The sequence below is a fragment of the Xanthomonas prunicola genome (assembly GCF_025266575.1).
GTDB classification, from domain to species: Bacteria; Pseudomonadota; Gammaproteobacteria; order Xanthomonadales; family Xanthomonadaceae; genus Xanthomonas; species Xanthomonas prunicola.
In genome coordinates, this window is the sequence record NZ_CP096142.1 from 2,477,889 (window position 1) to 2,490,488 (window position 12,600).

A 12,600-nucleotide genomic window follows, 5' to 3' on the forward strand; every position below is an offset into this window, starting at 1 on the left:
AAATGGAAACCATGATTACTGTAAAGCAAGCATATGTCGCGATGTTTGAGTACTGGGCTGGCGTTTACAAAAGAACTGGTTCGGGTGAAATAGGCTCAGCATTATCTGAATTGAGCCTTCTTGAAGATGGGTCTAGTGCCGATCCTGCTGCAATAGAAGATTGGTTAGAAATTGTCGAGAAAGTTGTTAGAGGTGATGGGGATGCAAATATGAAATTTATCGATTAATCAAACGGCGGCTACCACCAGTACAGCACGACCCAGCTCCAGCGCGTGGCCGGCCTGTCTGTCACCGGCACCAACGGCAGCGGCGTGTTGTCGGTGGTGGCTGCCCGCGACGTCAATTTGCAGGCGGCGCAGATTCGTAACGCCGGCACCGATGGCGTGACCCAGCTGGTCGCAGGCAACAACCTCACCCTGGGCGCGCAGACGCTCACGCACAGCACCGACACCACCGCCAACGACCGCAACTTCCAGCGCAGCAGCGAGACCACGCATGCGGTGAGCAGCGTGCAAGGCGCCGGCAACGTCGTGCTGGCAGCGGGCAACGACCTCACCTTGACCGCCGCCCAGGTCGGCGCCGGCAAGGGCCTGACGTTGCACGCCGGGCGCGACATCGTCAGCCAGGCGGCGATCGACAGCAGCTCCAGCGACCGCAGCAGCGTCACCAAGAGCCACTCGCTGGCCGCGTCCAGCACCGACGAAACCGTGCGCGGCACCCAGCTGGGCGCCGGCAGCGTGGTGCTGGCCGCCGGCAACGACATCACCCTGACCGCCGCGCAGGTCGGCGTCGGCAAAGGTTTGGCCCTGCAGGCCGGTCACGACATCGTCAGCCAGGCGGCGATCGACAGCAGCACCCAGGACCGCAGCAGCGTCACCAAGAGTCACTCGCTGGCCGCGTCCAGCACCGACGAAACCGTGCGCGGCACCCAGCTGGGTGCTGGCAGCAACATCGTGATGCAGGCCGGCCACGACCTCACGCTGGCCTCGAGGGCGGTGAGCAGCCAGAGCGGCGGCATCGCACTGGCTGCCGGCAACGACATCCAGCTGTTGGCAACCCAAGAGCAGCACGATGCGGTGGTGGATCAGCAGACGCGCAAGAAGAGCGCGTTGTCCAGCAAGACCGTCACCACCCACGACGAAACGCACGACAGCCTCGCAGTCACCACGAGTTTGAGCGGCGACACGGTCCACATCGCGGCGGGGAACGATCTACTCTCGCAAGGCACGCAGATCGTCGGCACCGGCGATGTAGTGCTCGCGGCCGGCAACAACCTGACCCTTGAAACCGCGCAGAGCACGCACAGCGAGGCGCACGACAAGAAGACCGTCAAAACCGGCTTGTTCGGTAGCGGCGGCATCGGCTTCACCATCGGCAAGCAGACGGTCAAGACCGAGGCCGACATCGCCGATGTGAGCCACACCGGCACCACGGTCGGCAGCCTGGAGGGCAACGTCACTATGGTCGCCGGCAACACACTGGCGATCACCGGCAGCGACGTGATGGCCTTGCAGGGCGACATCACCGCCAAGGCCAAGGACATCGCCATCACCGAGGTGCATGACACCTCAAGCAGCGAGCAGCGCACCGCGTTCAAGCAAGGCGGCTTGTCGGTGACGTTGAGCGCAGCCGCGCTGAATCTGGCCCAGGCAGCAATGAGCAGTGCCGACGCCGGCAAGAAGGCCGAGGGCGACACGCGCATGCAGGCGTTGGCGGGTGCTTCTGCGGCCTACAGCGCCTATGGCGCGGGTCAGGCCGCCAGCAGTGTCATGAATGCCGACACCGCCAAGGGCGCGCTGCGCAGGCGGCCAATGTCAGCATCGCAGTCACTGTGGGCGGTAGCCAGAGCGAGAGCGAGACCAAGCAGCGCAGCGCTACCTCCAAGGGCTCCACCTTGCAAGCCGGTGGTAACGTCAACCTGATCGCCACCGGTGGTGGCGAAGACAGCAACATCCTGGTGCGCGGCAGCGACATCAAAGCCGGCAACAACCTGCTGCTGGCCGCCGACAACAACATCACCCTGGAAGCGGCGCAGGACACCTTCGAACAACACAGCACCAGCAAGAGCAAGAGTGCGGCCGTTGGCGTGGCGATCACCTATGGCGCAGACGGCTTTGCCGCTGGCGTGACCGCCAGTGCTAGCGGATCGCGTGGCAAGGCGGACGGCGAAGACGTTACCCAGCGCAACAGCCACCTGTCGGCAGGCAAGACCGCAACGATCATCAGCGGCAACGACACCACCCTGAAAGGCGCAGTGCTCTCGGCCGACACGGTGCTGGCCGACATCGGCGGCGACCTGAATATCGAGAGCCTGCAGGACACCAGCACCTACGCCAGCAAGGACAAGGCGGTGGGTGGCAGCGTGACCTTCGGGGTGGGCTTCAGTGCCAGTGCCAGCTACAGCAGCAACAAGGTCAACGGCGACTTCGCCAGCGTCAAGGAACAGAGCGGCATCCAGGCCGGCGATGGCGGCTTCAACCTCCGCGTGGGCGGCAACACCGACCTGAAGGGTGGCGTGATCGCCAGCACCCAGGCAGCGGTGTATGCCGGTGCCAATCGTCTGCAAACCGGCACGCTGACGGTGAGCGACATCACCAACACCAGCAGCTATGAGGCCAAGGGCATCAGCCTCTCGGGCGGCTACGCCGCTGGAGGCAGCGATGGCAAGGAAGACAGTAACGCGCAATTTTGAGCCAATGGCGAAGCCCAATTGCTCCAACCATCTGCCACGCAGGCGCAGCGTGGGCATGCGTTGCTGGCTGTTTGGATAATAGCCGTAACCCACCGTGCACTGCTTGGTTGGGCGCACGCGTCGCGGCGTGCGCTGTGTGCGGGCAAACTCAGCGGCATTGAGCGCTGCGATCTGTTCTGGCGTCAGCATGGAACTCAGGGTTGGCTCGACAATCGTCCACTGCACTGTCTTTTGGCGCTTGGATGGTTGGCTGCGGCGGGATGTGGATTGACGCATGGCAAAACTTCCTCGGCCCTACGGGTCCAATCGCCAACGGCGACGGGATGTCGGGAGGTTAGAAACCGCACGTAGCCGGCGGGCGTATTCCCCTTGCGGGTGTTGTATTAGCCGCCCTCCCGACGCAGGCATTGCGTCGGCTGCACCTGCGAACAGGCACAAAAAACCCACCGGTTTAACGGAGGTGGGTACCGCTACGTGAGGAGTTTCTACGCTCCTTGATTGCGAGATTGCGATCAGTTGAATCCGATGTCACCCCAAGCGCCAGGGGGTTACACATTGTGCTATCGCACCGCCACTTAATAGAGGAGGTCAGCGGCGATGCGCCTAATCCTCGGCACCGATTCTGCCGGCCTTTCCGATATTGGCATTTGCATCAAAACAGACACGGGCCAGGACAGTCTGGGCTAATACATGATGTGGAGCGATGCACGCTGCAAGCCGGTCGAATAGCGCCTGGCCTGCAGAATCTGATTCATGCCCGTCAAGCGCATGTGCCCAGTAGAAGTTCTCGTACGCTGCGCAGAATTCTCGGAACGACAAAGCACCGACGGCGCACTGCCGCACCAATGCGTCGTGGTGATCGAGGGCGTCAAGAAGTTTTGGCTCTGAAGGGTAAGTAGCCATGTGCACTGAGGAATCTGATGCCTAATAACGAGATCAGGTCATGTTTTTAAGTGAACCCGACACCGTTCTTTTGCTTGGCGAGTCATCGCGCAGTGCGTCTGCGCGCCCATCGGGAACGCCGCCAACTGAGCCAAGAATTTAAGAATAACGTCGGTTTTTCTGCGTTCGAAAATATAAAAGTAGCGGATTCACGATCCAATAGCCGATGCATGGGAACGCAATGGCGTGCAAGGGCGTTGCGCGATGCGTATGGCGAACTAGCGTGCGGCGAGCTTCCCGCTGACTCAGCAGCAAATTTCTGAGTCAGCGGGGAATTCCCGTCAAGGTGTGTAACCCCACTGACCGATGATAGCTTCCAAGGTGGCTTGATTCACCGGGACCACGCCTGGACATGTCATCAGATACGTTCGGCGTGCCGCCGCCGTAGCTGGCGAGTCGAAGTGCGGGTCCCATATCTGGATGGCGTGGAAGGCTGCGATCGGCGCTGCACATTCGGGACTCGGTTTGCCGAAGCCGGACACGCCGGCCATACATAGAAATACCGTGCAAGGATCTGCCGCCTGGGCGCGAACTGGGGCGCCCAGGCCAAGGCCTACAGCCGCAGCCAGTGCAAAGGTGGTGCCAATAGTGCGTGGCTTCATGATGAATACCTCCCTGGTAGTGATTGAAATGACATGCTTGTCTCTGGGCGACTTGCGTTAAGCGTGGCTCAGCGAGACAGCCCCGGCACCGCTTGCGATGGTGTCGGCTGGGTCACCTGGTTTTCCGTCTTCGCCAGAATGGCGCGGGTGAGGGTATCATGTAGCCCGCGCGCGGTGTAAGGATTCGGCACGGCCGGCTGGCCGCCGAGTAAAGTGCTGTGAAAGTGCTGTGGTAGCCAATCCAGTGCTAAGTCACGACGGACAAACGCCTGCTCAACCATTGCACGTTCTTTGGCTGCGCCACAGCCCCACGGCCATGCGCATCAATGACCTACCATCGCAGTGCGAAAACTCAGGCGTCGCGACGACCTGTGATCGTCAGGCCAACCGTTTCAAGTTCAAATGCTGTGCACATACGTAACGTTAGACGTCTCTATGACGCATGCCGTTGAATCGGCAATTCTCATGAGGGGCCAGGCCCATTCACCCCATGGCCCGAGACTGATCACGCCGCTCGTATACTCCGGATCATGCCCGGGCGTGTACTGGAGGTAGTAAACGGCGGGAGCGTTGCTGTCATCTCTCACGGAACGCGTGAGGCGAATGGTCCCTTTCGCGCAGCACTTGCAACTGCAGAACGCTTTATTGTTCGAACTCCATCGCGATCATGTATGTGTGGCCCGTGATGCCAGAGCCAGGTCGTATCGAAAAGTGGCGCCGGCATGAATGGGTTGCTGGAGGGATCTCAGTGAGTCGTTATCTCTCAAGCCCAAGCGCTGCAAGTAACGCGTCCTGCTGCGCGGGCGAGAACTGACACGTCTTGCCCGTCCGACTGTCACGGTAGGCAAATTGCGACGCCTCCCAGCTCCAAGCGGCCGAGCCGGTCCAGCGAATGACGAGGCGAAGATCTCGAACGCTTTCGGGAGGTGCCGGGAGGCAGGTGCCAGGCAAGGCCTTGTATAGCGCCTGCAGCTGGCCCGGCGTGCTCAAGAACAAATGCCGGTCGCTGGCCCTGGAAAGCGCCGCAGCATCCAGATCCATGATCGAGGTGCTATCGAACGACCGATAGAAAACCTCCGCATTTGGGTGGGGTGGCCAGCACAGGCGGAGAGCATAAGCACCATGGCCGAACGAGTGCGCATAGGCCTCATCCAGCACCTTGCCCGTGATGGGGCCGAGCCCGCGCTTGCCCGAAGGATGATTTCGCATACGTGGCAGCCATTGGATAAGCGGCTAAAGCCTCAGGTGAGCCGCACCGCGAGGCGGCGTCGGATTGGACGAATTGTCAGGCCTACTTCTGCGCTGACGCATGCGCTGCCAGGAACGTGGCGATGCTATCAGGCTCGCGCTTGGATCCAGGCAGCCATTGAGGCTGCCACTCAGTGATCCGTGGGCCGCTTTGGTGCTGATAGACGCCTGGACTGGGTTCATTGATCGATTCCAGCTGCCGCACCAAGACCACGGGCGGCTCGGCACCCTTGTGTGACTGCGAGAAGGCCAATGCCGACTCGTATTGCGCAAAGGCGGCGAAGTAATCATTGTCTCCAGCCAGTGGCGCCGCTCCCTGCTCGGGATGGAGCCAGACCCTGTACTCAAGGACGTGGTCATAGAAGTAGCCACCCCCGGACTTCGACCGCCCTGGATAAGTTCCGACAAGCGATGGCTCTGCGGCCAACGGATAGCGGCTCTGCTGTGATACAGACTTGTCAACGTGTGCAGGTGAGAACGGAGCGACTGGGCGAGAGCACGCCGCGACGACAACTGCCGATAATACTGCGATAAAGAAGTTCGCTTGTTTCATTGTTGCCGAGGTAGAACCTAGCCTCTGGGTTAAGCCAAGTCGAGGAGCAACTTCGGCTTGGATACGTTGTTAGGTTACCCCGCTAGTCCAAGCACCACATCAAGCACAGCGCGATGCATGCTGGTGTGCAGCCGGTGTCAGCATGACGCTCCTCGAGTCGGTGCCTACCGTCAATTGTTGGCTGCCTTGTCTGTCGCCGTCTCGCCATTATCCGCCACGCCGACGACCAGCTCGCCGTTGCGCATGCGGATGTTGAGTTTGCTGCCGATGGTGAAGCCGAGTTGTTCCAGCCAGCGGCCGCGCAGGCGCAGCGTGGGGATGCGTTGGTGGCTGTCGGGGTAGTAGCCGTAGCCGACGGTGCAGCGTTGCGGCGCGCGCGGGTGGCCTGGGCGGCGCGGCTTGTTGGGGTCGGGGCGGGGCTCGGGGATGGGGGTGCGCTCGAGGTAGGGCCGCGGCGGGATCGAGGGGTCGAGCGACTGCCAGCCGATCTCGGTGGGCGGCGGCACCGTGGCGCACTTGCGCGCTGGCTTGGGACTGGACGTGGATCGACGCATGGCAAAGCCCTCCTTGACGAACAGGCCCCGCCGCCGGGTGGCGACGGGATGTCGGGAGGTTAGAAACCGCTAAGAGTCGGCGGGCGTATTTCCCCGAAGGGTGTTGTATTAGCCGCCCTCCCGACGCAGGCATCGCATCGGTTGCACCCAGCAAGACGCTGCAGGCACAAAAAACCCACCGGTTTGACGGAGGTGGGTACCGCTCTTAGAGGAGTTTCTACGCTCCTTGCCGAAAAGACTGCTACGCGCTGCGTGACATGTCAACTGGCTGATGCTGGCAATCTGGAAAGCGTTGATGGAAGATCCTTGCGTCAACGTTTGAAGCAGCAGGGTCAGAGTTGGATTGAACCTAGAGAGATTGCTACTCCAAGCGCATCCCCACCCTCCCGCAAATAGCTTTACGTTCCCTCGCTATCCATCACTATCGCGCCACTCAGATTCGGGGGCGATAGTGCATGACACGAACGGCGCGAATGAGAATTGGCCAGCAGCGCGATGTCGCGTGAGTCGCAGGATCCCAATGATAAAAATTAGCTTCCGAAACCTGTTTCCCTTGCTGCTGCTTTCAATAGCGCTGCCAAGTGCATGTGCTCGCACACCCCATGAAGCAAAGCGGGATGCAGGCACGTCATCTGCTGCGACAGCGACGCCGCGCCCGCAAGAGAAGAGCAGAGCTACCGACAACGGCGCCGTCTCTGCGAATACAACCCTGCAAGAATTGCAGCGCCGGCTGCTGCGCTTCATTGATGGACTGACTGTGCCAGCGGATCTGGGCTACCCCAAGATGGAGTCGGCACTTGGCATCAAGCTTGGACCACCGTCTGATCCGGCATACCCGTGGCGTGAAGTGAAGGACGTCGCTTTAGCGGATGGCTATGCGCTCTACGCGACGCATCGCCCAACGAAAGATGGCTTCTCGCGGATAGAGGTTGCAGTGACTCTACCTGACCATAACGACCCCACGCGCGTGCCTACGTCCACCTGCATCTGGCAAGCAGAAGCACTCTCCAAAGCGCTCGAAGGGATGGGATATACGCGCGGCGGCCAGCGGCCCTTTCAGGGTGGATGGCTACGCCAGCATTGGCGCGCGATCAACGGTGGAAGTCAGATTTTTTCTGTCTCATTGCTTCTATATCGAACCAATAAACAAGGCAATCAACAAGAGTGCGTTTATAGCGTCAAGATCAATGGAGGCAAGCCATGAACCGGGTTGACCCACGTATCGAGCCTCTACTTGCCCAGATGGGAAAAGACCCTGCACTCCCCGCTGGTGCAGAGAACAGCATTCGCCAGACAATCGCCGAATCACCCTATCTGTCGAACCTGCTAGGTGATGCCATTGAGAAAGGTCGAATTGGTGCGATTGCTGTTTCGCATGGACAGAACAACGGGGGTCACTTCCAGGACGGTAAGGACGGCAAGGCGGGCACACTCAACATCAGTGGAGCAGCGTTCAAAGACTTCGCAGGATCAGAGCGCATCGACTATCTGACCGAAGTCATGGGCCATGAAACGATGCACGGCGTATTGACCCAGCATCGTGCCGACGCCCTTGCCGAGTTCGGCAAGAGCATGGGCAACCGGATGCAGGAGGCCTACGACAATCGGGAACATCAGGTCGACCTGACTGGCCCTACCCGTGTTTACCTGGATTCGACTCGCGCAGACGAAGCACTGTCGGAAATCTCGGGAATGCGTGCCCTGCATGATCGAATCAAACATCTGAACCCTGAGATGCCCGACAGTGTGGTTGAGAAGGAGTTGCTCGACAGGTCGAGTAATCGATGTGTCGTGCGACAACCGACCGGCGCTCCGCAGTTTGCAGACGGACTGACCTACGATGCACTCACCAAGCACCCTTTTACCCGCAACGATGCGCTGACCAAATCTGTTGAGCACTGTTTTTACGACAGCAGTGGCACGCTAGGCCCACATGGCGATTCCGACTATAGGAACTACTATGGCGTCAATCCGATCAGTCACATCGCGCAGAACTACGCGCATCTGGCGCATGACCGCCAGCCTCCGGAAGTCCGCATCGATCTCAAATCCTTGGGCCTTGACCCAAGGCAGCTGGAGCGCAACGGGCTGGAGCTGGGGTCTGCGAAGACGTTCAACATCGTTGACCTGGGCAAGGATGGCTATGGCATGGTGCAGCTCAAGGACACTGGCGCACGCGGTGTCAGTTCTCCCAATCTTGTGGCACCGAATGAGCCTGGACGCGCATTGACGCCTGCAGAGGCGGGGCACCCGGACCACGCCATGCATCAGCAGATCCGGAGCAAGGTAGAGCAGCTGGACGCCGCCAATGGCCGCACGTTCGACGCTACCAGCGAGCGGATGACCGCGAGTCTGCTGACGCTAGCCAAAGACAACGGACTAACCCGGGTGGACCACGTGCTGCTCAGCGAAAAGACCAGAGACTCGCCCGCTGCGCAGACTCTGTTCGTAGTACAAGGCGATCCAAAGGATCCGGCCATGCTGCGCGCTCATATGCCGACGGCCGATGCAGCGCAGCGGCCTGTTCAAGAGAGCTTTACGCAACTGGAATCTGTCAACCAGCGGCTAGCACAGGAGCGCACACAAGAGCTGGCAGTGGAACAGCAGCGCTTGCAGGAACAACAGCGCGGCCCTGTTCCATCGCTTTGAGGCGATGACATACCCGCACTTTTCATCATCAAACGGCTAGCCGCCATTGATCGACAAGAAACAGGAGCTGATGCCTAAGTGAATCTGACCCCGTTCTTCGGTGGATCCACCTTACTGGCAGACCGAAGGCTACGGCGTAGACTTTCCTTTTTCGGAGTACGAGCGCATGGCGGAGCTGATGCGCTCGTGCAGCGGCAAGATTGTGGTGTCGCTGAACGACCATCCGGATGTCCGAGCTGTCTTTGGTCGGTACCAGTGCATTCCGTTGCAGCTCAACTATACGATTGGTGGTGTTGACAGCCGTGAGAAGCGCTTTGGCGAATTGATCATCAAGTCCTGGGATGACTCAGTAGCGACATTGTTTTGAAGCCGTTAGATCAGGTCCGGTCTTTGCAGCTCAAAAGTATGACGCGAGAGACGGCCACTGATTGGTGCGATTGCAAAAATTTAAAATTCCTTGTAGTCTGCGGTCGTGGCCGCTTTAAGAAAAGCGGAAATTGTTTAATTTTTTAACTAGTTTCTCGGCGATTTGGCTTGGGGGGGGCGGGTGAAAAGGAATTATTTGTTCGCTGCGGCTCTGATCGCAGCTGTGCTTGTAAGTTCGCTCTATATTTCGCAATTTCAAAAGAAGGCTGCATCGGCGGTATCGGCTGTGCCTGTGGTTTCCTCTGCCACTTTGGTAAAGGCAGATAATAAAGCTCGGGGCGCCAACTTGCGCGAGACGGCTAATACTGTCCAAGTGCCTACAGGCTCGTATGGACAGGTAGTAAAAAGGCTTGAGCGAAGCGCGCAACTAGGTGACGCCGAGGCTGCTCTAGGCTTATATCTGAAGTCCAATGCATGCGTGCAAGCGCTGTCAACTCAGCTAACGGACGATGAAATAAAAGCCTATGCAGCAGCGGGCATCAAGCCAGAGCAGTTGGAGAATTCGATATCGGGCGCGATGGCCGACTGTAAAGATGCAACGCCTGACATGTTGGCAAAGAGGGGGCAGTGGCTAAGAAGAGCAGCAGAAGAAGGCAATGTTGACGCGCAGCTGCTTTTTGCTACCGACTCTGAGGCAGTCATCGGTGATGCCAGAGATATGCTAAGAGACCCAAGCCGGGTCGCACAGTACAAGAAGGATGCAGTCGCGTTCCTGGCGAGGTCCGCGTCGAAAGGAAACGTTGATGCAATGAGTCGACTTGGCGACATATATCGAGATGGGATTCTAGCGCCAAAAGACCTGGCCGCTTCTTACTCTTATTATCGCGCAGCAGAGGACCGTGAGCCTGGCCTTTACGGAAGCATTCTGACTCGGATGAGGTCTCAGATGACGGCTGCCGAAGTTTCTGCGAGTGAGCGCAGGGCGGCTTCGATATCTGGGGAATGTTGTTCTTAAACTAGGAAGGTTATGACAATAAAATTCTCATTGGCAATTGTTGCTTGCGCAGGTTTTTCATTAAGCGCCGTTATCGCTGCTGTCTATGGGCCGTGGTACACCTCGGATGAGCTAGCTACACCGATGCCGACTCGCGCAAACGTGTTGGAAATGGAAAACAGGGCGAAGTCAGAGATGCCTTTGAAGTACGGAGACAAGATAATTTTTTGTAATCAGAATGTCTGTATTACTTATACATCAACCCAAAGTGGTGGATGGTTGGGCGGTCCAGCAACCCAGCAAGTTAGATATCCAAATTTGCCCGATGGTCCTCGTTATGACAACGGAGACGTTAGGCAGGGCACCGGAGGCTCAAATTCTGGTAGCAGGCCTCCGTCGAGCGGTGGAGGTAGACCTAGTGTTGACGTGCGACCGTTACAGCCCGTTTAGACGTGTGACCACATTGTCTGCCAGCATGTAAACAAAGGCCCGCATGACGCGGGCTTTTGTATGTGTCGCAATATTTTTCGTAATTATCCGACGCATCAAATCTCAACATTGAACTCTTGGCAGTTGGCTCAACGAAGTCGTGAAACGACCTGACAGCATGTTTTGCCTAGATGCCCATTCGGGTGATCTCTGCCAGCTGCTTGCGCCCAGGCTTGCAGTGCCGCGCCCGAAGCGGCGATTGATGGCATCCAAGGTGCTCATCAGCTTCTCGTCGCCGATGCCAGCCGGAGTGAATAGGTCGCCCTGCAGGTCTTCAGGCTTGGCCAGATCCATCAGGCGCACGCCGGCTTTTTTGTAGGCGAAGCCCTCTCGCATGAAGCCCTGGAACAGCCGGCGTACGATCGTGAGCACGATTCGGCTGTCATAAGTGGCGGAGGCGAGTGGGGCGGTGCGTGATGGGTTGTGCTGCGGTACGCCCGGCTTGAACGAATCCGTTTCGGCAAAGATGCCAATTGCGCTCGACGTCAATCCGCGAGCGCGCAGCTTCTCGGTGGCACGCATGGCGAAGGTGGCCAACGCCTCTGACATATCTTGCGGGTCGCTTACCCATGTCCCGAACGACCGGCTGACCATGATCTGATGCCGGTCTGGCTCGACCTCTTCGAGCTCGAGGCAGGCGTGGCCCTGCAGCTCGCGCTGTGTGCGCGCCATGACCACCCCGAACTCCGCGAGCAGGTCGTCTGCAGCCGCATCCCGCAGATCCGCTGCCGTATACACACCGCGCGCCTGCAGCCTGGCGCTCCAGCGCCTACCAACGCCCCAGAGGTCGCCAACTGGCGTGGTCCTCCGAGAAAAGGGGTCAGGTTGACTTATTAATTGCACCTGACCCGTTCTTTCGAGCATTTGTTGCCTCGGCCAAGGCGTTAGCAGCCTCGACGGACTGCGCTGTATTCACAATCTTCTGTGCGCTTTCAGCTACATCCTTATCTAGCTTAAGCACGTTCTTTGCAGCATCAGATGCTCCAATTACAACCTCAAAACTCTCTGTGCTTCGCTCCGCCAGCAGTTTTGCAACCTCTTTATTCAAGCTTGCCTGGCGACGAGTTAAGGCAGAAAGCTGCGACTGCGTGTTGTGCGCCGTTTCCAGGAACTGGGCACTCAGCAGCCAACTAATACCATTATGCACCGCCGACGAAACGAGAGAGGACAAGCTGTTAATTTGTGCGGCGATTGGCACATCCGCGATGCCTACCTCAGGTGAGCTATTCCAATAGCCTTTTGCATCCAACGTAGCAAGTGTCTGCTTCCATCTGTCAAACAATTCATCCATCGACGCGTAGGAAAGCGGATACCCTTAGGTGGCAAAGTCCCCTTCCGCTGGGCGTTGTTTCTTCAACTGTCCCCAGTTGCTAAGGAACGCAGTCAGCGCATCCGTACTCTTGCTCATACCTCCATATCCTCACATCCTTGGTAATAGTTGCGCCACATGGCTTTCGATAACCGGGGCGACTCATTTTTTAAGTGAACCTGACCCCGTTCCTCGCCATTGA

Annotated in this window: 10 protein-coding genes and 2 pseudogenes; 6 read left to right on the forward strand and 6 right to left on the reverse strand. The window is 58.6% G+C overall.

The features are described 5' to 3' along the window. Window positions 1-2 precede the first annotated feature (2 nt). Both M0D43_RS10635 and M0D43_RS10640 read left to right on the forward strand, forming a co-directional pair. Window positions 3-227 (forward strand): hypothetical protein, encoded by a 225-nt coding sequence (locus M0D43_RS10635; protein WP_252164592.1) that lies wholly within the window; start codon window positions 3-5, stop codon window positions 225-227. Continuing rightward, window positions 228-2,671 (forward strand): annotated as a pseudogene (locus M0D43_RS10640) (hemagglutinin repeat-containing protein); the annotation flags it as partial. It abuts the gene before it with no gap. 6 nt (window positions 2,672-2,677) lie between these two features. Here M0D43_RS10640 and M0D43_RS10650 read toward each other — a convergent pair. From M0D43_RS10650 to M0D43_RS10665, 4 genes and pseudogenes are all read right to left on the reverse strand, one after another. Further along, window positions 2,678-2,968: pseudogene (locus M0D43_RS10650) on the reverse strand (SymE family type I addiction module toxin); the annotation flags it as partial. A 1,336-nt stretch (window positions 2,969-4,304) separates the two neighbouring features. Next, entirely contained in the window at window positions 4,305-4,517 is a 213-nt protein-coding gene (locus tag M0D43_RS10655; RefSeq protein ID WP_252164596.1) for a hypothetical protein, read from the reverse strand. 475 nt (window positions 4,518-4,992) lie between these two features. After that, window positions 4,993-5,445 (reverse strand): hypothetical protein, encoded by a 453-nt coding sequence (locus M0D43_RS10660; protein ID WP_252164597.1) that lies wholly within the window; start codon window positions 5,443-5,445, stop codon window positions 4,993-4,995. A gap of 762 nt (window positions 5,446-6,207) precedes the next feature. After that, a complete protein-coding gene (locus M0D43_RS10665; protein ID WP_252164598.1) occupies window positions 6,208-6,591 on the reverse strand; it encodes a SymE family type I addiction module toxin in 384 nt (127 codons plus the stop codon). A gap of 520 nt (window positions 6,592-7,111) precedes the next feature. Here M0D43_RS10665 and M0D43_RS10670 point away from each other — a divergent pair. From M0D43_RS10670 to M0D43_RS10685, 4 genes are all read left to right on the forward strand, one after another. Further along, entirely contained in the window at window positions 7,112-7,795 is a 684-nt protein-coding gene (locus M0D43_RS10670; protein WP_252164599.1) for a hypothetical protein, read from the forward strand. Continuing rightward, complete coding sequence (locus M0D43_RS10675) at window positions 7,792-9,240, forward strand: XVIPCD domain-containing protein (RefSeq protein WP_260808198.1); 1,449 nt, start codon at window positions 7,792-7,794, stop codon at window positions 9,238-9,240. The genes M0D43_RS10670 and M0D43_RS10675 overlap by 4 nt, the downstream gene beginning before the upstream one ends. A 100-nt stretch (window positions 9,241-9,340) precedes the next feature. Beyond that, entirely contained in the window at window positions 9,341-9,607 is a 267-nt protein-coding gene (locus M0D43_RS10680) for a DNA adenine methylase (protein ID WP_252164600.1), read from the forward strand. 180 nt (window positions 9,608-9,787) lie between these two features. Next, on the forward strand, window positions 9,788-10,621 hold the full coding sequence (locus M0D43_RS10685) for a tetratricopeptide repeat protein (RefSeq protein ID WP_252164601.1): 834 nt from the start codon (window positions 9,788-9,790) through the stop codon (window positions 10,619-10,621). A gap of 531 nt (window positions 10,622-11,152) precedes the next feature. Here M0D43_RS10685 and M0D43_RS10690 read toward each other — a convergent pair. Beyond that, window positions 11,153-11,827 (reverse strand): DinB/UmuC family translesion DNA polymerase, encoded by a 675-nt coding sequence (locus M0D43_RS10690; protein ID WP_252164602.1) that lies wholly within the window; start codon window positions 11,825-11,827, stop codon window positions 11,153-11,155. Between the two features lie 82 nt (window positions 11,828-11,909). After that, window positions 11,910-12,380, reverse strand: a complete 471-nt coding sequence (locus M0D43_RS10695) for a hypothetical protein (RefSeq protein WP_252164603.1) — start codon at window positions 12,378-12,380, stop codon at window positions 11,910-11,912. Between the last annotated feature and the right edge of the window lie 220 nt (window positions 12,381-12,600).

Coding starts and splice junctions, on each gene's coding strand:
- M0D43_RS10635 (WP_252164592.1), top strand. CDS start 3: ATGGAAACCATGATTACTGTAAAGCAAGCATATGTCGCGATGTTTGAG.
- M0D43_RS10655 (WP_252164596.1), bottom strand. CDS start 4,517: ATGGTTGAGCAGGCGTTTGTCCGTCGTGACTTAGCACTGGATTGGCTA.
- M0D43_RS10660 (WP_252164597.1), bottom strand. CDS start 5,445: ATGCGAAATCATCCTTCGGGCAAGCGCGGGCTCGGCCCCATCACGGGC.
- M0D43_RS10665 (WP_252164598.1), bottom strand. CDS start 6,591: ATGCGTCGATCCACGTCCAGTCCCAAGCCAGCGCGCAAGTGCGCCACG.
- M0D43_RS10670 (WP_252164599.1), top strand. CDS start 7,112: ATGATAAAAATTAGCTTCCGAAACCTGTTTCCCTTGCTGCTGCTTTCA.
- M0D43_RS10675 (WP_260808198.1), top strand. CDS start 7,792: ATGAACCGGGTTGACCCACGTATCGAGCCTCTACTTGCCCAGATGGGA.
- M0D43_RS10695 (WP_252164603.1), bottom strand. CDS start 12,380: ATGGATGAATTGTTTGACAGATGGAAGCAGACACTTGCTACGTTGGAT.